Source organism: Variovorax sp. GW821-FHT09B05 (genome assembly GCF_059418265.1).
Genome location: NZ_JBWKPN010000002.1, coordinates 59909 through 78747 on the forward strand (window position 1 = coordinate 59909; position 18839 = coordinate 78747).

Genomic DNA, 18839 nt, shown 5'->3' on the forward strand with positions numbered 1-18839 from the left:
GAATTCACCTCGCGCATCTATAACGGGTACATAAATTCTGGGGCTCCTCAGACACGGCCATTGCTGCGCGCACGCAACGCTTCGGTTGCCGCAACGCAATTGCAGTGTTAGCCTCCGTCCCCCCAACATTGATCAGCCATAGCACCGCGGCGAAGAACCAGCCGCACCAGAACACCATGAAGCAGTTCCCGACCACCGGACAAGCACCGAAGACCCGCGAAGCCGCGGCCGTCTCGCTGCGTGCCGAATTCGCAGAACTGCTTTCCTAGAGCCTTTCATACCTGGAGGCTCGGCCTCCGTGTTCCACAAGACCCGGTAGGCCTCGAGCCACCGGGTTTTTTGTTTTTCGCCTGCCCCTTTTTGGAGATCTGGACATGAGCCTCGAACGAGAACGTCTTCCTTCCGCCGCATTCGCTGCCGGCGCGGCGTCGTGCGTCGAATCCGTGGAGTGGTTCGTGTAGAGCTTCCAGGCCCTCGTGTGCCTGGAGGTCCATCCTTCAGGCCGAAAAGAAAGCCTGTCGGGTGGTCCACCCCGGCAGGCTTTTTTTTGCCCGCATGGCGGGCATCGCGAGTTTGGTGCGCGCGCACCGACAACCCGCCGAGCGTTTCACCTGGCCAGCGAATCGCATCGGCTTTTCAACTCTGAAACTGGAGAAAAACATGATGAACAACAAGGTTCATGTGAATGTCGGAACCATCGGTCACGTCGACCATGGCAAGACGACGCTTACGGCTGCGCTCACCTTCGTGCAGGCCGCTCGCATCGGCGGCCGTGCGCTGTCCTACGGGCAGATCGATAACGCGAAGGAAGAGCGCGAGCGCGGCATCACGATCAATACCTCGCACGTCGAGTACGAGTCGGACAGCCGCCACTACGCACACATCGACTGCCCTGGTCATGCCGACTACATCAAGAACATGATCACCGGCGCCTCGCAGATGGACGGCGCGATCCTGCTGGTGGACGGCACCGAAGGCGCCGCGCGCCAGACCATCGAGCATGTGCTGCTGGCGCGCCAGGTGAACGTCGGCCACATGGTGGTGTTCGTGAACAAGATGGACCTGGTGGCCGCGAGCGACCGCGCGGAGATCGAGCAACTGATCGAGATGGAGATCGGCGCGTTGCTGGCAGCGCACGGCTACGACGACGCCCGCTTCGTCTTCGGCAGCGCGCTGAAGGCGCTGGCCGCCGCCGAACGCGGCGACCTCGCAGGTGCCGACGTGCAATGCATCGTCGAGCTCGTGAACGCGCTGGACTCGCGCATTCCGGATCCGGTGCGCGACTACGCCGCGCCGTTCATGATGCCCGTCGAAGGCGTGCACACCATCACGGGCCGCGGCACCGTGATCAGCGGCCGTGTCGAGCGCGGCGTGATCCGCGTGGGCGACAGCCTGGAGATCGTCGGGCTCAGCTCGGTGGGCGACGAGAAGGTGGTCGTCACCGGCGTGCAGTCCTTTCACAAGGACGTCGCCGAGGGGCGTGCCGGCATGAACGTCGGCCTGCTGCTGCGCGGGGTCAAGCGCGACGATGTCGTGCGAGGCCAGGTGGTCGTGAAGCCCGGTGCGCTGAAACCGTACCGGACGGGGCGTGCGCAGGTCTTCGTTCTGAGCAAGGACGAGGGCGGCCGTCATACGCCGTTCGGTTCGGGCTACCAGCCGCAGTTCTTCTTCGGCACGACCGACGTGACGGGTGTCATCCGCGTCGACACCGAAACCGGCCTGATCGAGCCGGGCGCGCAGGCGCAGATCAGCTTCGAGCTGAACAAGCCCGTGGCGATCGAGAACGGCATGCGGTTCGCGATGCGCGAAGGCGGCAAGACCGTCGGCGCGGGGATCGTGACCGAGGTGCTGGGCTGAAAGGCTGAGGCCCGTTTTCCCCTGTCGTCCGCTTGGCGGGCGGCAGGGTTTTTTTCCTACCCGCCAGACGCACATGCGTGGCCCTGCAGAGAGCGGAGAGAGAGTGCTGGAGGACTGGCGGATACCTATCGCGCCAACAAGGCATTCGTAGATGAATCGACCGCAACTGGTCAGTTCGCGTCGGAAGAGGAAGCGCTTGCGACAAAGGTTGGAAAAACCCCGATTCCGGAGCAACAAACTTCGACAACCTGGGTCACGAGCGACTGCAGATGTCGAGATTCTGTCACTTGGTCTGGCGCTACTTGATCGGAATCCCCCTCGCAGCGCAACCACCAGTCATGACCCACTGCTAACAATGCCAACGTTGCCTCAAGGAAATCCTGTCCTGACGGCCAATCGTATGTACGCCGCCGGTCCAGGGTCGGTGCAAGTCGGATGACAAGTGGCTCCTCATCTGTTGACCCACCGATCAGGACGCCGCGAAATCTGCAAAGCAACTCGTCAGTCGTGCCCCAGTCTGATTCGAATGGTGTGATGACCAAGCCTTCGATGTGGCGGTTGAGGGAGAGTGTGAAATGGTCGGGAGCACTAGCGAATGGAGACGTGGTCATCTTGGAACGGCGCCTCGGTGCCGCCTGTATGTTCGGGGATTGGCCTTCCCTCTAGGCGAGTCGGTCGGTGGCTCAAGGCATCGTGCGTCGAGGAAAGTGGTGCTTGTGCCTGAACTCTTCAAGAGATTCCGGCAGGGAGTCTGGATGCTCCGCCTGACTTGCTTGATCGGGGCGCTTAAGCCGTTGTCGACCAGCGGTATCGAATGAATTTCGTTGGCGCGCATATGACCAAATGCGTTTCGTTCCACAGCTCCCTCGACAGAAGGTAAGCAGGCCAGTCGCAATGCGGCGGGAGTTCGATCTGGGCAGTCGACGGTCGATTCGACAAACGCCTTCACGTTCGGGGGGGAAACTTGAATCGACCCGACACATCGATCTCAAGGGATTCCTCGCTGCCAGGATCATCGAATTCGAACTGATCGATGCGGAATGAAATCATCTGACTCGAGAAAGTATGTGCTTGAGCGGTGTGCCAGCTCCTACCCGAGCTGCTCGGCCAGCCCCACGATGATGCCCTCGGGCCCGCGAATGTAGGCGAGCCGGTACGACTCCCCATACTGCATCTGGCCGATGATCTCGGCACCATGGGCCTTGATGCGCGCGACGACATCATCGAGGCCATCGACGGCGAACATGACGCGGCGAAAACCCAGGGCGTTCACCGGCGTTTCCACGGGCCCGAACCTCACGGCCTCCGGCGTGTGGAACTTGTCGAGCTCGATGGCTTGCCCATCGGGCGTGCGCAGCATCGCGATGGTGGATTTCACGTTGCCGAGCCCGACGAGCTTGCCGACGTCGGGCCCTTCCACCGTGGTCTGGCCTTCGAGCGCGAGGCCCAGTTCGATGAAGAAGGCTTTCACGGCCTCGAGATCGTCGACGACGATCAGGACGTTGTCCATTCGCTTGATGGTCATGGCTGGGGTTCCTTTGTCAGGCGTGCGCCTGTCTGGCGCGGTTCAGTTCGCTCAGGTAGGAGCCGGGCTTCTGCTCGACCTCGCTCTCGGGTCCCAGCACGGCGATGACGGGCCCGTTGATGTAGACCTGAAGGTCCGCCGGCACGGCGAAGAACTTCACCAGGTCAGGTCGGTCGATGGCCAGTTGATAGAGCGAGGTCTTCGTGAAGCGCGACGGGTCTTGAGAACCTTCCTTGTCGTCGAGGTCGCTGAGCCACCAGCCCGAGTCGTTCGCGTCGTGAGGTTCCGCACGCGTGAGCAGGATGCGCGACGCGGTCTTGTATTGCACGTGCACCACGACGCTCTTCTGCAAGGAAGGAAAGTCCGGCGCGACTTCCGCGACGAGACTCTCGACGACGTCCTTCTGGTTGCGCAGGTGCATCAAGGTGCTGTCCACCGAATCGATGAAGCGCACAGGGATCTGCTGCATGTCCGGCTCGGTGATCCGCAGGAAACCGTCGTCGGTGTCCTCGATCATCGTGTACATCCAGCCGACCTGAAGGCTTTGGCCGCCACTGAACTTCTCTCCCTCTGCCACTCGACTTTCGAGGAAGTGTAGGAACCAGGCGACGTCCGCATCGGGAATGGCCTTGTTGCTGACGCGAATGCGGAATTCGGGGTGGCCGAAGCGTTGGCAGCCTTGGGTCGTGTGAACCGCCTCGGCTTGGGGTTCGGCGGGCTTGCTCTTGCCGAGCGATGAGAAGAGGGAGCGCAGGGACATGGGGATCTGTTCGGAGCGGGTGGTGCCGGCGCGAGCGCGGCAGGCCAACGAATGAATCTCATGGTTTTCCGAGCCATGGCAGACCCGGGACGCGTTCTTCATCCTAGCCGACCCCGTGACGCGTTCGGCTTTTCGAACCTTCTTATTACCAACAACGTCGTCGCCTTTCAGGAGCGCCGAGCGCTAGACTGCTGCTCCCTTTTCAGGAGACAACAGCATGTCCCGATTGCTCGTGCGCAGCTTCGGTGTTTCGCTCGACGGTTTCGCCGCCGGCCCCGATCAGAGCTTGCAAAACCCGCTGGGCGTTCGCGGCCCCGAACTCATGAGCTGGTTCATGCCCACGCAGGTCTGGCAGCGCATCCAGAAGGGGAGCGAGGCCCAGGGCGAGACCGGCGTCGACAACGAGATCGCCGAACAGGGCTTCGCCTCGATGGGCGCCTGGATTCTCGGGCGCAACATGTTCGGTCCGGTGCGCGGCCCGTGGCCCGACGAGAACTGGAAGGGCTGGTGGGGCGACGAGCCGCCGTACCACGTGCCGGTCTTTGTGCTGACCCACCATGCGCGCGCGCCGCTGACCATGCAAGGCGGCACCACCTTCCACTTCGTGACCGGTGGCATCCACGAGGCGCTGGCACTGGCGCGCGATGCCGCGGGCGGGCGCGATGTGCGCGTGGGCGGCGGCGTTGCCACCGTGCGCGAATACCTGAAGGCCGGATTGCTCGACGAATTGCATCTGGCCGTGCGGCCGGTGCTGCTGGGCCAGGGCGAGGCGCTGTTCGAAGGACTGGATCTGCCGGCGCTGGGCTATAGCTGCGAGCGGCAGGTGGCGGGGGAGCGGGCTACGCACATGTTTTTGCGGCGCAAGGCGGCTTGAGGCGGTCGAACTCGATCGCGGGCCGTTTCTGCTCTGCCTGCAATCTATGAGCCTTGACGAACCCAGCGCCGAGCCAAGGCAACACTTCTGTGTCGAAGCTGCTGAGGAAAGTGCCGTGTCTGCGCGATGTTCCTGAGCATCTCGACGATCTCTTCGTCGAGCGGGAAACCTTGCTCCAGCCATCCAACAGCAAGGGCCGTCCAGTAATCCATCGTCGAAGTCAGGCCAGCCACAACGACTGTTCGAACAGGAAAGTCCCCTCTGTATTCGGCGCAGGGCTTCTCCAGGAAGATCAGCGGGCGAGGGTCCATGGGGATTTCGATGTCCTCACCACTACCGGCAGGCCGCATACAAGAGGCAGTCGCGTGGCTCGGCACCTAGGTTCGGATGAACCGTGAAGCGGGCGAGCCGGCCTTCCAGCAGGAAGCCGCTTTTCTCCAGCACCCGCGCCGACGCGCGGTTGTCTACATCGCAGGTCGCCTCGACACGGAATATCTCTGGCAGTCCTAGTGCCTCTGCCGTCAAGGCACGAACGGCTTCCGGCATCAGGCCCTTACCCCAATGCTTGCGTGCAAGCACGTAGCCGATGTTCACGATGTGCCCCTTGGTACGCGCCTCGAGCATTCCCACGAGCCCACCGCTTGTCTTCAGGGTGATGACGTAGGGACGGGCTGAACCTGTGTGCCAATGAGCGACGCATGCAGCGACGAAATCGCGCGTTGCATCCTCGGATACGTGGGGACGCCACACCATGTACCGTGCGACTTCCGCATCCTGCGTGTACGAGGCATACATCGCCGATGCATCGGAAAGCTCGGGTGCACGGAGTTCGAGGCGCGCGGTCTGGATGCGGTCGGGAAGCGCGGGAGGAGTCGGGGTCATCGGTCATGCTCGCTGGGAGAACGGCAAATGGGTCATTCGACCGCTTGAAACGGTGGAAACGCAAACCGTTTTTCGTGATCGTGGTAGTGGTTCCACATGAAGGCCTCGAAATCAACGTTGCAAAGATGAATGTCCGAGGCATCGAAGTCGTGCTCGTGGTTTCTCGCAAAGAGTTCTGGCGTTGCGTAGAGCGCGTCGGTGTAAGAAGCATCGGCCCACACGATCTCGTACGTTCTGCTCCCGGGCGTGAGATGCATGAGATAGAAATGGCAGTACTGCTGGTCGGATATGAATGGGATCAGATAGCCATGGGTCGTCGGACACCTGACGGGTTGCCGGCGAAGATCGAAGAAGCCGCCGTTCACGCTCCTGAATTTCTTCCAGAGGCTGGGAGAATCCATGAAGAAGAGGAAGCCCTGGGGCAACTCGAGTTGAAGTGCGGAACAGGATGCCCGAAGTGACTGCAGGTCTGCCGCCAATGTCTCTTCCTGTTCTGCTCCCATGTGATGCGCGTGAGTGGCGCTCTCTGCCAGCCAGAAGTAAGGCGGCCCCTTGGGCAACGGGGGGTGATCCGTTGGCCACATGTCGAGCTTGAATGGGCTCCCGGCCATCTTTCGGAAATGGTGCGCTTCGTCGGGATCCGCGCGCCTGGCATCGAGCTCTGCGCTGAGGATGGCCTGTGCTTCTTCCGCGAGGTCGTCGAGCTCGAAGCTCAGCAGCTCCTCGGTGGCCAGTTGCGCATAGTGCTTTCTCAAATGGGCGGTGTCTGCCACATGTCCTCCAATCGTCGAGCAAGACCCGCGTGATATCGGTGAGCGCAAGGTCTGCAATGGGCCGCATTGTGCCGGCACCGCGAACGACAGGCCGTGAGAGCCAGCAGCCCCGCGGGCTGCCGTCGATACCGTGATGGCCGATTCGCACTCGCGAGCCGCGCATCACATCCGTTGGGCGCTCGTCACACAACACCCCCGACAATCCGCTAACCCCTCACCACCCAGATTCGGAACCATGCGCCTCCCGCCCAAGTCGCTCCGTCCTCTCCTGCTCGCGGCCCTGCTGCTGTGCGCCCCGGCGCTTGCACCGCTGCCTGCGTTCGCACAGGCACAACAGGCCGCCGCACCCGCCACTGCCCCCAAGCCCGGCACCCCCGTGCCCGCAGGCTCGCCGCTGCAAGCCGGCCCGGTCCACGCGCAGTTCGCGATCTACTACGCGCCGCGACCCAAGGCCGATCCCATGGCCACGTTGCGCAGCCGGCTCGCCAAGCTCGGCGACGCTCCCAAGCTGCTGGCATCGTTGCCGAAGCCTTCCGAGGTCTCCACTCCCGTGCTGTTCGCGAACTGGAACACCACGACCGTGCAACAGACCTATCGTGCACCCGAGATGGAGATGCTGCAGCGTTTCGGCCATGGCATCACGCGTGAGCAGGCCGAGGCGTTGCAGGGCAGCAGCCAGGCGCTGATCATCGATTTCGCGCATCCCTCGAAGCTGTCGCTGCCGGCCATGCGCAAGGCGCTCGAACTCACGCTGCAGGTGGCGCGCGACACCAACGGCTTCGTCTGGGACGAGGAGACGCGCGAGCTGTTCACGCCCGACGAATGGCAGAAGCGGCGAGTCGACTCCTGGGCCGGCGGCATTCCCGACATCGCCTCGCAGATCGTGATCCATGCCTACCAGGCCGACAACAAGCTCGCGCGCGCCATCACGCTCGGCATGGGCAAGTTCGGCCTGCCCGACGTGGTGGTGAGCCAGTTCTCGTGGTCGATGAACGGGCCGATGGGAACGCTGGTCAACGGCTTCGCGCAGGCGATGGTAGAGGGTGCGCAGATCGCGCGGCCCGGCCAGTTCGACCTGGACCTGCGCACGCTCAAGCAGGGCGGACTGCGCGACCCGAAGGACAGGGACGCGAAGGGCACCACGCCCGCCAGGCTCTCGCTGGTGGCGGGCACCTGGGAGAGCGGCGATCCGCGCAACCGCCTCTACGAGATCGGCTTCGACCGCTACCCGGGCCCCGACCGCTCGGCGCAGCAGGTGGCCCTGCTCAAGAGCACCTTCGGCGCCGCCGACGATTCGGTGTCGCGCATCAAGCACAACGAGGAGATCCTCGCGGCCAGCAAGCTCGCCCGGGCGCAACTGCCCGCGCTGCGCGACGCGTTCGCCAAGGGCCTCGCGCCCGGCGAATACATCCTCGTGAAGGCGCCCTTCGTCACCCGCAGCGGCGGCAACGAGTGGATGTGGGTCGAGGTCACGGGCTGGAAGGGCGACGCGATCGACGGCATGCTGAAGAACGAACCGGTCGAAGTGGCCGACCTGCACGCGGGGCAGATGGTGAAGGTGTCGCAGGCGAAGGTGTTCGACTACATGCGTCGCTATGCGGACGGGCGGGAGGAGGGGAACGAGACGGGGAAGGTGATTCAGCGTGGGGTGGCGGGGAAGCGGTGAGCGCAGGACCGCCCAGGGTTTCGTGTGCCATGGAAAACAAGAAGCCAAACGAAGTGGAGGCGTTTGTTCGAATGCCTGACGAGGCACCGCTGATCGCCGCTCTTGTGCTGGACGTGGGGCTTCTTGTCCCGGACTCACGGAACAACTCCGACTTGAGAATCTACGAGTGCGGGCGTGTGACGCTCGTGGTCATGCCCAGCGAAGATGACTTTCTCAGCATCTCTCTCCACGGTGCGACCCGATGGAATTCCGACGTCGATTTCTCCCGGTTCGTTGCCGAAGCACTGGACTGCCAAGTCCGCTGCGATCCAGGTTCCGAGTTTCCAGAGGTTTCGCCCTACTCGAACATTTTTTTGAATCTGCAGAAGGGCAAGGAAACGCTCGTTGCCTGGGGCTGAACCTACGGCCAGGCACTGATTTTTTTGCAAAGAGCTGCGGGCTCGCCTACACCCGCCCCGCCTTGAACGCCTGCAACCGCTCCCGCCGCTCCGCATCGAACGACCCACTGAGCCGCGCCGACAGTTCCTCCCGCCGCATCTCCTTCCCGCACGACTGACAGGCCGGCCCCAGCCCCGGGTCCTGCCCGCAAGGGATGTGGGTATAGCGAATCGCGACCTCCTCGTGTTCGCCCTTGCACCATGTCTCGCCCCAGGCGCGCAGTGCGAGGAACACCGGGTGGAACGAGATGCCCATCGGCGTGAGGTGGTACTCGTGCCGCGGCGGGCGCTCGCTGTAGAGGCGGCGCTCGATCAGCCCTTCGGCTTCCAGCTTCTTGAGACGGCTCGCCACCATCTGCGGCGTGGCCTGGGTCTGCACCTGGATCTCCTCGAAGCGGCGATTGCCGAGGAATAACTCGCGCAGCACGAGCACGGTCCAGCGGTCGCCGACGATGACCTGCGCGCGCGCGATCGGGCACAGGGTCGAGTGCGCATGCGTCGCCTCGTGCTCGGCGGCCGCGGGTGGGGGCGATTTCTTGGTCATTGCCGGCATCATACCGCTTGTCACTATGAGAATCATAGGTATAGTCGCCACCGTTCGCGAGGCGACTTGAAAACCGCCTCGCGCACCGCGGAGTCGATAGGACTTCCGCGAATGCAATCGACCCCCATCGAAAGGCTTCTCATGTCTGAACCTGTCAAATTGGATCTCGCCGCCATTGCCGATCGCTACGCCTCGGCCTGGCTCTCCCACGACCCCGAGGCGATCGTGGCGCTGCATGCGCCGGACTCGACCTTCCAGGCGCACGGCCGCGGCACGGCGGTGCGGGGCAACGACGCGTTGCTGAAGGAGTTCGGCGAAGTCTTCGAGCGCTATCCGGGCTTCGGCGTGGAAACGCGCCGCCTGCTGCTCGGCGACCGGCACTGGACGCTCGACTGGACGCTGACCTTCCAGCCGCCGGGCAAGGAGCGTCGCGGCTTCCATGCGCTGGACGTGGTCGAGGTGGACGGCGACGGGCTCGTCACGCGCAAGGACACCTTCTTCGACTACGCGGAAATCAAGGCCGCCCTGAGCTGACCCCATGAGTGCCATCCTCCACAAGCAGCCACTCTTCGAGCAGCCGCTGTTCGAAGCGCTGCCGATCCGCCATCTGTGCGACCTGCAGGTCGACCTCGAAACGCCCATCGTGGTGCCCACGCCGCGCGGCACGCTGGTGCCCTACATCGGCAAGGGCGGCCGGCTCGACGGGCCGAAGCTGCACGGCCGGTTCCTGCCAGGCAGCGTCGACTGGGTCGTGATCGGCGCGGACGGCATCAGCCGGCTCGACATCCGCGGCGCCTTGCGCACCGACGACGGCGCGCTCATCTACTTCGAGAGCAAGGGCATCGCCAGGCTGCCGCCCGATGGCCGTGCGCGGCTGGCCAAGGGCGAGCGGCTCGCGTTCGACGAGACCTACCTGCGCACCACGCCCAAGCTCGAGACCTCGGACGAGCGCTACACCTGGGTCAACGACCTGGTGCTCGTGGGCTACAACGAGCTGTCGGCAGGGCGGATCGACTTCCGCATCTATCAGCTGCTTTGATGCCGTGCGGCCCCGCGCGAGCCATCGCACGGGGCCTTCGGCGCGGGCGCGCTACTTGCCGTCCGCAGTCCCGAGATGGGGCCGAAGCTCCTTGACCCTGGCATCGAGGTTGGCCGGCGTGACCTGCCAGCGCCGAGGATCCTCGTACTCGAAATCCGCGCGGACCCGCCGCGTCTGCCGGTTGAATTGAAAGAGCATCTTGATGAGGCCCTTGTCGCCTTTCCTGCCCTTGTGCAGCAGCCAGTCGCGATAGGCCTTCACCTCGCGCTCGATCGGGTCCTCGAGAAAGGCGGCCGCATGGGCCTGGCCCTGCGCGTCGTAGACATAGCCGTAGCTGCCGTTGACATCGCCATCGGCATCGAGAGAGAAGATCGCGGAGACCTCGACCCAATCGACGCCTTGCGGCTCGCCGCTGTTCACGATCTCGCGGGCGATCGCGCCCATCAGTTCCATGTTCTGCGAGACAGGCTGGGCGGGCGCCGGCGCGACCATGCCGGCCACGGTGATTGCCGCGGTCAGGAATTTGGAGAAGGGGAGTTTCATGCGTCGGTGCGTGCTGGCGGATGGTGATCGTGAGGCAGGCGATCAGGTGTTCGAGGGAGGCCGTGTTTCGTACCGAGGCAAGGAGTCGGTGATCTCGAACCACGGCGCCTTCGACCCCACGTACACATGGCACAGCGGCCGCACACCCGGATCGCCATCGAGCACGCCGAGCGCGACACCCAACACGGCCGGCTTCGCATCGAGCTTGCTGATCAGGCTCGAGCCGCACACCGAGCAGAACCCGCGGTGGTCGCCCGGCGAAGACTCGTAGAACCGGACCAGTTCCTTACCCCTGAGCCAGCGGAAGTCCTTCGCCAGAATCTTGCCGCGCGCGCGAAAGGCGGTGCCGTGTGCCTTCTGGCACATCGAGCAGTGGCAGTACAGCGGGTCCTTGATCGTGCCGTCGATCTCGAACGCGACACCTTGGCAGAGGCAGCTTCCTCTCAGCATCGGTCACTTCCTTTGAACGCGTGTTTGGAGGTGGCGGCCAGTATGCGTCAAGGCGCGTCCGTGGGGCACGGACCTTGCAGCGCGGGCCGTCCCTCTGTCGTTCGGTTCAGTAGAGGGAGGCCGCGTTTGCCCTGAGCGCGAAGGTCGCGCTCCACGCCATGGACCGCGAGACGGATCGTCACGAAGCGCTGATAGAGTCGTGCGCCCATGGGGCATGCGGCACCGTCATGCTTCGCTCGGAGCGCCGGCACGGCAGTGATGGCGATGAAATTTTCCTTGCGCATCCAAGACCATGACAGCCTTCTCGATACTCGGCCGGGCGTTCTGCGCTGCATTGCTCGTCTTCGCTGCGTCGGCCCATGGCCTGTCGCCGGCCCAGTCCAGCGAAGAACTGAAGATCGGCTACCCGCCCCAAGGCATTGCTCTCGAGGAAGACCAGCGTGCGCGAGTCGTCGCAGCACTCCTGAAGACCCGAGCTTGGCCTCAGACCAGGTTGGTTGTCATGGTCATGGCCGGCTCGTCCTTCTCCGAAGGCAAAAGCACCCATCGCCGCAATCTCGCCGTGGCGAGAGCAGGGTATCTGGTCGAACTCCTGAAGACGCATGGTGTCGCCGAGGCCGAAATCCATGTGGCGGCGGTCGCGAACAATCGCATGGAGTATCTCCCAAAGGGGCCTGTTCACCCCGTCGCGGACGAGCCGGAGAAGGGTGCCTCCACGTCGCTGTATTTCATGGGCTATCCGGAAAGACCGTGATAGTCAGGCCGGCAAGAGCCATTTGAAAGACGGCTGTGGCATTGCGCGAGATCGCCGTATCGACTTGAGGACACGGCCGATTCGTTGCAAAGCTGGAGCCGGGGGCTCACCGCTCCTCTGTACGGCATGTCGCCGCCGCCAACATGCGCGCAGCGCGCAGGAACGCCACCGGACCGACCCAGCTGGGATTCCAATCGCTCCCCACCGGCACCTGCCGCTTGTGCGCGATGACCAGCTCGCGTTTCGGAACGACCAGGATGTACTGGCCGTGCACGCCCCATGCCATGTAGGCGCCGTGCAGTGGCGAGTCGGACGGCTCCTCGAGCAGCCACCAAAGATAGCCATAGCCGAAGCCGCGTCGTGCCGTGTGCGGCGGATGCATCTGGGCGGACGGCGTGGTTTCGCGCGTGATCTGTCCGATCCAGTCGGCCGGCACCAGTTGCTGCCCGCGCCAGTTGCCCTGGCGCAGCATCAGGTAGCCCAGGCGCGCCATGTCGCGCGTGGACAGGTAGAACGGATAGGCGAGGTGCCGGGACCGCCTCGCATTGCCGGTGCGGGCATGGCGGGCGAGATCGAAGTCCTCGAGCTGCAGCGGCGTCGCCAGGTCTTGCGAGAAGGCCTGGTAGATGCTCTGGCCGGTCAGGCGCTCGAAGGCCGTGCCGGCGGCGTTGAAGTCCCAGTTGTTGTAGAGGAAGTAGCTGCCGGGCGCCTGCGACCCACGCGGAGGCGCGGCGGCCGAGTCATCTCCGCCATTGGCGGCCGGATGGTAGACACCCGAACGCGCGGCGAGCAGGTCGCGCAGTCTCGCTTGCCTTTCGATCGGCAGCAGGCCGCCGATGTCATCGATGCCCAGCTCGGCCAGCGTGCGGTCGAGGTCGATGGTGCCGTTGGCGATGTACTTGCCGTACATCATCGACAGCACGCTCTTGCGCACCGAGAACACGATGCTCACGGCCTGGACCGGGCCTTCGCTGAGCAGCACGCGACCGTCCTGCACAGCCATGAGCGCGGTCGTGTCGAGCGTGCGGACGTAGGCGCGGGTGGCGTCGAGGCTGCGGCGGCAAGCGCTGGTTGCTGCAGGTTCGGGGGCGGTTGCCCAGGAGGCTTCGGGGAAGGTTGGCGATGCAGCGGGTGGTGCGGTCGTGCAGGCGCTGGCGAGCAGCAGGGCAAGGCCGCATGCGCACCAAGAGGGCAATCGGCGTTTGGTGTCGCTATCGGACTGCATGCGATTCGAGTCTACCGAGGTGCGATGATCGTCCTCATCCGGATGGAACAAGACGATCCGGACGCTTGGTCTCTTGGAGACGAATTGCCTCTTGTCCTGGCTTCCCGCTTGCCACCCCAATCGATGAACATGACGGGCCTTCCCTCGCTGCCGCTGGAACTTCTGGAGCACGTGCTTCCCGGCGCGAAGCTCCTGCCGGACTCGATCCTGCAAGCCGCTGATCGCCTCGGGATCGCCTACGAGTTCGTCATGGTCACGGATTGGCCTGATCTCGATGCACCGGATGCCAAGCTCCAACTCTTCGATCTGGTGTTTGCGGGGAAGTCTTTCCCCGAGGGGGAAGTTGTCGTCGTGACCGATGAGAGCTTTCGCAGCGGGCAATCGATTCAATGCCAGGGAGGCGAACTGCGTCGAACGGTGGATTGCTCATCGCAGTTCCTTTTCGACGGAGACGTCATTTTTCTCTGGCGTGAGATCGCCGCTCTGAGCGTCTTCCATCATGAGGGTGGATTTGCGCACATCGGGTGGTGAGGTGGCTTGCCTCCTTCGGCAAGGATGGGTTGGCCGGGTGAATTCCGTCCCGGCATGCGGCAGTCTCCGCCGCCTGGTCGAGGTGGATTCCTAGAAAGCGGATGGTGCCCGCCTACAAGTCCGCGTGGCGCGCGTAACTAGAACGGCTGAAGACAACAAGGACCTCCAGCCATGACCCTCGAACACACGATCGACAAGTTCAAGCAGGTCGACGCCGCCCGCGCCGACTATCCCGGCGAGCATCTGATCGTGCTCGGCGCCGGCGTGTTGCTGCTGCTGGCCGCCGGCCGCAGCCGCTCGTTCCTCACGCGCATCGTCGCCGGTGCGGCCGGCGGCGCCCTGATCGGCCGGGCCGCGAGCGGCACGGGTGGCATCGCGAAGCTGGCGGGCGCATTGCAGTCCGGAGGTCTGGCATGGCCGCGCCGCTGACGGAATCGCTGCGCGTCGTTCGCGCGCCCAGGTACTGGGCCGTGGGGCTGGGGGTCGCCTTGCTCGCGGTGTTCCTGTTCTACCTCGCGCTTAGCAGCCTGGTGCGCGAAAGCGCCGGGCGTGCGCCGCGCTTGCCGCCGTCGATCATGCCGGAGCACGTGAAGGCGCCCGGGTCGACGATCGACAACAACAACCCGGTCGAATCGGTCCGCGCATCCGTCGCGCCACCGATCGCCAGAATGGACACCACGATGGCCAGCGCCGAAGCAGCCACGAAGAAGGCCGCCCCGGCCTTCATCGAGGTCCAGAAGTGCGTCATGCCCGAAGGCGATGCGGTCTACTCCGATGCACCGTGCCCGCCCGATGCCCAGGCCAGCACGCTGCGCCTGCCGAGCCAGCCGAACGCCGCGGCACGTCTCTGAGCAACAGCGCGGCCGAGGCTCAGGCCGTGGCGGGCGCGGTCTCGCGTTCGATCGGCAGCCACAGCGTGAAGCGCGTGCCTTCGCTGCCCGACTGCCATCCCACCGTTCCGCCGATCGCCCGCGCGCGCTGCTGCTGATTGCGCAGCCCGCGCCCGCCATGCTGCAGCGCCTCGGCCACGTCGAAGCCCGGCCCGTTGTCCTCGATGGTCACGCATACGAGATCGTCGGTGGCCGCGGTGCTCACGCGCAGGGTGGTGGCGCGCGTGTGGCGCATCACGTTGGCGATGCACTCCTGCATGATGCGCAGGATGTGCAGCGCGCTGCCCGGGTCGAGCCAGGGCAGGGGCGGCACGGGCTGCACCTCCCAGCGCAGCGCGATGCCGGCGCCCTCGATGCGCGGCGCGAGCCGGAAGCGCAGGGTCGCGAGCAGCAGCAGCAGGTCGGCGTCGACGCTCTCCATCGAATCGATGGCGAGCTTGAGGTCGTCCATGCAACCCTTGAGCATGTCGGCGATCCCGGCATCGCTCATGCTGCCTTGCTCCACCGAGCGGATGGCGCCGATCAGCGAGGAACCCAGGCCGTCGTGCATGTCCTGCATGAGGCGGCGGCGCTCGGCGTTGAGCATCTGCTCGTTCTCCACCACGCGCAGCCGTTCGTAGCTCTGCTTGAGTTCGTCCTCGCGCTCGCGCAGCCGGTGCGCCAGGCCCTTGTTGAGCCGCGCCACTTCGGCGAAGGCGCCGGTGTAGCGCAGGAACATGATGTACGAGAAGACGAAGAACAGGCCGATGATGGCGTAGGGCGAGGTATAGACGCTCTCGGGGCCCACGAGGTTGTTCTGCAGCAGGGCGTCGTAGCCGGTGAAGGCGACGGCGATCATGGTCCAGGCCGCGACCAGCCGGCCCTCGGGCAACTGCACGCGGTAGGCCTTGCGCAGGTTCACCGAGAAGATCAGCACGGCCACGGGCAGCACGGCGAGGTTCAGCAGCGGGGTGAACAGGTAGAGGCTGACGATCGAGCGCGAGACGTGGGGCAGGGTCGCGAGGTTGCAGGCCAGCACGAGACCGACCGACAGCCGCGTGAGCCAGGGCGAGGGTTGCCGGTGCAATCGCTCGAGGAACAGGTGGACGAACAGGATCAGCCACAGCAGGCTGGCCACGGTCATCCACTCGAACCAGTCGTCCGACATCGGGATGTAGCTGCCGCCCACGTAGTAATGGAGCATGCGCAAAAAGGCGGCCGCCGAGATGGCGAAGAACAGCAGGTAGAGCGGCTCGCGCCGCTTGCCCAGCCACACGGCGAAGGCGAAGGCGCCGACCGCGAGGAAGGCGGCGCTGCCCATGAACGGCAGCTGCACCTGCAGCAGATGGCGCGCCTGGTAGCGCCAGGACAGGTCTTCCTCGTGGCCCACCCACACGGTCGAGACACCGCTGCCGCTGTTGCGCAGCCGGTCGACACGGATCAGCACCGAGGCGGGCGTGGGTGCCTGGGCCGCGGGATTGAGCGGCAGCAGCAGCGGATGGTTGTAGCCGTTGTGGATCGGGCTGCCGTGCGACTGGTAGATGAGCACGCCGTCGCCGTACACGGCGATGTGGCCCAGGGTCTTCCAGCGCGGCAGGTAGAGCAGGCGCGGCTGCGTCGAAGGCGGCAGCCTGCCAAGGTCGAGGCGGTACCAGTCGGTGACGGTGCGCATGCCACTGGAAGCAGTGGGCACGAGCTCGCGGTCGGCGGTGTAGGGCAGGCCGACCGGTTTCCAGCCGCCGCGCGGCAGTTCGGCATCGACCGACAGCAGCGGCGGGGCCGTGAAGCCGGAGCCGGGCACCGACTGCAGCTCGGCCTCGGTGATGTGGATGGGCTGGTCGCCGGGCAGCACGGGCGCCGCGACGGGAGCGCGCGCACAGCACAGCAGCAGCACGATCAGCGGCAGCGCGCGCCAGAAGGCCGCGATCCCCCGACCGGCTCGCCCGCCGTCGTTGTTGCCCTGTCTCATCGAACGCTTGCGCCTTGGAACTCGCTGTCGGCTCGCGGCGTGCGCCGGTCGGGCGCCGGCCGCTTGCAGCGAGGGGCGCACCCGTGGGCCGCCGGTTTCTCCCCGATCGAACGGCCGCGCGCACCGGCGGCTCGTTCGCTGTCCCGTCTTCGCGGGTCGACGGCAATTATCGGCGCGCTATCGCCCCCGCGGCCCTTGCCCTCACATAGAACGCGGGCCAAAGGTGTGCGCGCGCCACATTGGAATCGGAGCCGACCGTGCCGAGACTCGTGGTTGGTCGTCGGTCCTCGGGCCGGCGGCCATCACCACTGGAAAAAACAGGAGACTTCATGACGATTCGCCCTCTGCGCGCCGGTGCCGCCTGCGCCGTTCTCGCCCTGCTGCAACTCACGGCCTGCGGCGGCGGTGGAGGCGGCAGTGCCGGCTTCGTGGCCTTGCCCCCACCCACGACGAGCAACCCGCCGCCCGACACGCCGCCCGCGCAGTCCCCGGTGCTGCGCACCACGGCCTACGGACCCGTGCAGGGCAACGACGACTCCGCGACCAACGGCACCTACAGCTGGAAGGGCGTGCCCTTCGCCAAGCCGCCGGTCGGCGCGCTGCGCTGGAAGGCGCCGGTGGATCCCGAACCGTGGACCGCGACGAAGACCACGCAGAAGCTCGGCAACGCCTGCGCGCAGACGGGCCGGCTCTACGGCCCGGGCCAGAACAACCGCTACGACGAGACCATCGGCAGCTCGATCGGCAAGACCACGGGCTCGGAAGACTGCCTGTACCTCAACATCTGGACGCCCTCGACCGCGGCCGCGACCGACAAGCTGCCGGTCATCGTGTTCGTCTACGGCGGCAGCAACATCACGGGCTACACCGGCGACCCGGTCTACGACGGCGCGGCGCTCGCGAAGGCGGCCAACGCGGTGGTGGTGTCGATCAACTACCGGCTCGGCATCCTCGGCTTCCTGGCCTCGCCGCAGCTCAAGGCCGGCGTGGATGCGAACGACGACTCGGGCAACTACGCGATCCTCGACCTGATCAAGGGTATGAAGTTCGTCAACGCGAACATCGCGCGCTTCGGCGGCGACCCGGCCAACGTGACGCTGATGGGCCAGTCGGCCGGCGCGGTCAACATCTATGCGCTGATGGTCTCGCCGCTGGTGGTCAACACCAAGCCCGCGCTGTTCCAGCGCCTGGTGCCGCTGAGCGGCGGTGTCGCCACCGCGACCACGGTGCCGAACCAGAACAACGCGCTGCTGGCGGCGCTGCTGGTGGCCGACGGCACGGTGAAGGACACGGCGGCGGCCACCGCCTACATCGCGTCGCAGAGCAATGCCGACCTCGCGGCCTACCTGCGCTCGAAGAGCGCCGACACGCTGCTGCAGACCGTGCTCAACAAGCTGGTGCCGCTGGGGCTGTCGGCCTCGAATCCGCTCAACGACGGCGTGGTGGTGCCGACCAACCCGATCGCGGCGATCAACGCGGGCGAGTTCCTCAAGGTGCCGGTGCTGGCCGGCTACACGCGCGACGAGACCAAGCTGTTCCCGCAAAACCTCGCGAGCTCGCCCGCTTTCGGCGGCATCAGCGGCCGGCTGCTCGACGACCCAACGGTGTTCTCGATGGCCTACAGCTACGATCCGAACGCGGCGCCGGCGACCTCGCTCGAGCAGTGGATTCCGGGCCAGTACCTGCCGGTGACGACGCCGGTGACCGGCTTCAACGCGCGCACCGACCTCTACAACCAGTACTTCTTCATCGCGCTGCGCAAGCAGATCTTTCCGGTGCTCGCGGCGCAGAAGGTGCCGCTGTGGTGGTACCAGTTCAACTGGGACAAGTCGCCGGCGCCGTTCAACGACATCTTCGGCGCGGCCCACACCTTCGACCTTCCGTTCGTGTTCGGCAACTTCGGGCCGTCGCTCTATTCGAAGTTCGCCAATTCGAAGGCCAACGAGCCGGGGCGGCTGCAGCTGTCGGACGCGATGATGAAGAGCCTGGCGGCGTTCGCGCGCGGCGGCGATCCGAACAACGCGGCGCTGGGCGTGAACTGGCCGCAGTATCCGGCGATGCTGAACTTCGATGCCTCGCTGACGGCGAAGGCGATCACGGTGCAGCAGTAAGGCCGCGGCGCGCGAGCGCCCGAGCCGCCC

The 18839-nt window shown here is 65.2% G+C and carries 21 protein-coding genes; 11 read left to right on the top strand and 10 right to left on the bottom strand.

The window, feature by feature from the left end; all coding sequences use genetic code 11:
* Positions 1 to 660 precede the first annotated feature (660 nt).
* The gene (gene tuf / locus AC07RM_RS05075) at positions 661 to 1857 is read left to right on the top strand and encodes an elongation factor Tu (protein WP_495334165.1); all 1197 of its coding nucleotides are present in this window, start codon (positions 661 to 663) and stop codon (positions 1855 to 1857) included.
* Positions 1858 to 2947: 1090 nt separating this feature from the next.
* On the opposite strand, the gene AC07RM_RS05080 is transcribed toward tuf, so the two are convergent.
* On the bottom strand, positions 2948 to 3382 hold the full coding sequence (locus tag AC07RM_RS05080) for a VOC family protein (RefSeq protein WP_495333562.1): 435 nt from the start codon (positions 3380 to 3382) through the stop codon (positions 2948 to 2950).
* A gap of 16 nt (positions 3383 to 3398) precedes the next feature.
* Complete coding sequence (locus AC07RM_RS05085; protein WP_495333564.1) at positions 3399 to 4142, bottom strand: immunity protein Imm33 domain-containing protein; 744 nt, start codon at positions 4140 to 4142, stop codon at positions 3399 to 3401.
* Positions 4143 to 4359: 217 nt separating this feature from the next.
* On the opposite strand from AC07RM_RS05085, the gene AC07RM_RS05090 reads away from it, so the two are divergent.
* Positions 4360 to 5016 carry a dihydrofolate reductase family protein gene (locus AC07RM_RS05090; RefSeq protein ID WP_495333566.1) on the top strand — a complete coding sequence of 219 codons (657 nt, stop codon included), beginning with the start codon at positions 4360 to 4362 and terminating at the stop codon, positions 5014 to 5016.
* A gap of 44 nt (positions 5017 to 5060) precedes the next feature.
* Here the strand turns inward: AC07RM_RS05090 and AC07RM_RS05095 are convergent, their stop codons facing one another.
* From AC07RM_RS05095 to AC07RM_RS05105, 3 genes are read right to left on the bottom strand one after another with little or no spacing between them, the layout of a single operon-like run.
* Positions 5061 to 5327, bottom strand: a complete 267-nt coding sequence (locus AC07RM_RS05095; RefSeq protein WP_398496163.1) for a hypothetical protein — start codon at positions 5325 to 5327, stop codon at positions 5061 to 5063.
* A 22-nt stretch (positions 5328 to 5349) separates the two neighbouring features.
* Positions 5350 to 5898, bottom strand: a complete 549-nt coding sequence (locus AC07RM_RS05100) for a GNAT family N-acetyltransferase (RefSeq protein ID WP_495333568.1) — start codon at positions 5896 to 5898, stop codon at positions 5350 to 5352.
* A gap of 32 nt (positions 5899 to 5930) precedes the next feature.
* On the bottom strand, positions 5931 to 6671 hold the full coding sequence (locus AC07RM_RS05105) for a hypothetical protein (RefSeq protein ID WP_296788927.1): 741 nt from the start codon (positions 6669 to 6671) through the stop codon (positions 5931 to 5933).
* Between the two features lie 235 nt (positions 6672 to 6906).
* On the opposite strand from AC07RM_RS05105, the gene AC07RM_RS05110 reads away from it, so the two are divergent.
* Positions 6907 to 8337: a DUF2314 domain-containing protein gene (locus tag AC07RM_RS05110; RefSeq protein WP_495333570.1), complete on the top strand. Its 1431-nt coding sequence runs from the start codon at positions 6907 to 6909 to the stop codon at positions 8335 to 8337.
* 29 nt (positions 8338 to 8366) lie between these two features.
* On the top strand, positions 8367 to 8735 hold the full coding sequence (locus AC07RM_RS05115; protein ID WP_495333572.1) for a hypothetical protein: 369 nt from the start codon (positions 8367 to 8369) through the stop codon (positions 8733 to 8735).
* Between the two features lie 46 nt (positions 8736 to 8781).
* Here AC07RM_RS05115 and AC07RM_RS05120 read toward each other — a convergent pair whose 3' ends face one another.
* A complete protein-coding gene (locus AC07RM_RS05120) occupies positions 8782 to 9318 on the bottom strand; it encodes a winged helix-turn-helix transcriptional regulator (RefSeq protein WP_495333574.1) in 537 nt (178 codons plus the stop codon).
* Positions 9319 to 9429: 111 nt separating this feature from the next.
* Here AC07RM_RS05120 and AC07RM_RS05125 point away from each other — a divergent pair, with 111 nt between their 5' ends.
* Positions 9430 to 9852, top strand: coding sequence for a nuclear transport factor 2 family protein (locus AC07RM_RS05125; protein WP_495333576.1), 423 nt, complete (start codon positions 9430 to 9432; stop codon positions 9850 to 9852).
* A gap of 4 nt (positions 9853 to 9856) precedes the next feature.
* Positions 9857 to 10357 carry a DUF3237 domain-containing protein gene (locus tag AC07RM_RS05130; protein ID WP_495333578.1) on the top strand — a complete coding sequence of 167 codons (501 nt, stop codon included), beginning with the start codon at positions 9857 to 9859 and terminating at the stop codon, positions 10355 to 10357.
* Between the two features lie 51 nt (positions 10358 to 10408).
* On the opposite strand, the gene AC07RM_RS05135 is transcribed toward AC07RM_RS05130, so the two are convergent.
* Positions 10409 to 10900, bottom strand: coding sequence for a hypothetical protein (locus AC07RM_RS05135; RefSeq protein ID WP_495333580.1), 492 nt, complete (start codon positions 10898 to 10900; stop codon positions 10409 to 10411).
* 42 nt (positions 10901 to 10942) lie between these two features.
* Positions 10943 to 11350, bottom strand: a complete 408-nt coding sequence (locus tag AC07RM_RS05140; protein WP_495333581.1) for a GFA family protein — start codon at positions 11348 to 11350, stop codon at positions 10943 to 10945.
* Between the two features lie 292 nt (positions 11351 to 11642).
* Here AC07RM_RS05140 and AC07RM_RS05145 point away from each other — a divergent pair, with 292 nt between their 5' ends.
* Entirely contained in the window at positions 11643 to 12104 is a 462-nt protein-coding gene (locus AC07RM_RS05145; RefSeq protein ID WP_495333582.1) for a hypothetical protein, read from the top strand.
* A gap of 106 nt (positions 12105 to 12210) precedes the next feature.
* Here the strand turns inward: AC07RM_RS05145 and AC07RM_RS05150 are convergent, their stop codons facing one another.
* On the bottom strand, positions 12211 to 13329 hold the full coding sequence (locus AC07RM_RS05150) for a serine hydrolase domain-containing protein (protein WP_495333584.1): 1119 nt from the start codon (positions 13327 to 13329) through the stop codon (positions 12211 to 12213).
* Between the two features lie 24 nt (positions 13330 to 13353).
* Between AC07RM_RS05150 and AC07RM_RS05155 the strand changes: the two genes are divergently transcribed.
* The 3 genes from AC07RM_RS05155 to AC07RM_RS05165 all read left to right on the top strand — a co-directional run bounded on the left by AC07RM_RS05155 (position 13354) and on the right by AC07RM_RS05165 (position 14711).
* Positions 13354 to 13860 carry a hypothetical protein gene (locus AC07RM_RS05155; protein WP_495333586.1) on the top strand — a complete coding sequence of 169 codons (507 nt, stop codon included), beginning with the start codon at positions 13354 to 13356 and terminating at the stop codon, positions 13858 to 13860.
* Between the two features lie 171 nt (positions 13861 to 14031).
* The gene (locus AC07RM_RS05160; RefSeq protein WP_208514054.1) at positions 14032 to 14289 is read left to right on the top strand and encodes a hypothetical protein; all 258 of its coding nucleotides are present in this window, start codon (positions 14032 to 14034) and stop codon (positions 14287 to 14289) included.
* Positions 14274 to 14711 (top strand): hypothetical protein, encoded by a 438-nt coding sequence (locus AC07RM_RS05165; RefSeq protein WP_495333588.1) that lies wholly within the window; start codon positions 14274 to 14276, stop codon positions 14709 to 14711. Before AC07RM_RS05160 ends, AC07RM_RS05165 begins: the two co-directional genes overlap by 16 nt.
* Positions 14712 to 14730: 19 nt before the next feature.
* Here AC07RM_RS05165 and AC07RM_RS05170 read toward each other — a convergent pair whose 3' ends face one another.
* Complete coding sequence (locus tag AC07RM_RS05170) at positions 14731 to 16698, bottom strand: sensor histidine kinase (protein ID WP_495333590.1); 1968 nt, start codon at positions 16696 to 16698, stop codon at positions 14731 to 14733.
* A 329-nt stretch (positions 16699 to 17027) separates the two neighbouring features.
* On the opposite strand from AC07RM_RS05170, the gene AC07RM_RS05175 reads away from it, so the two are divergent.
* A complete protein-coding gene (locus tag AC07RM_RS05175; RefSeq protein ID WP_495333592.1) occupies positions 17028 to 18809 on the top strand; it encodes a carboxylesterase/lipase family protein in 1782 nt (593 codons plus the stop codon).
* Positions 18810 to 18839 lie beyond the last annotated feature (30 nt).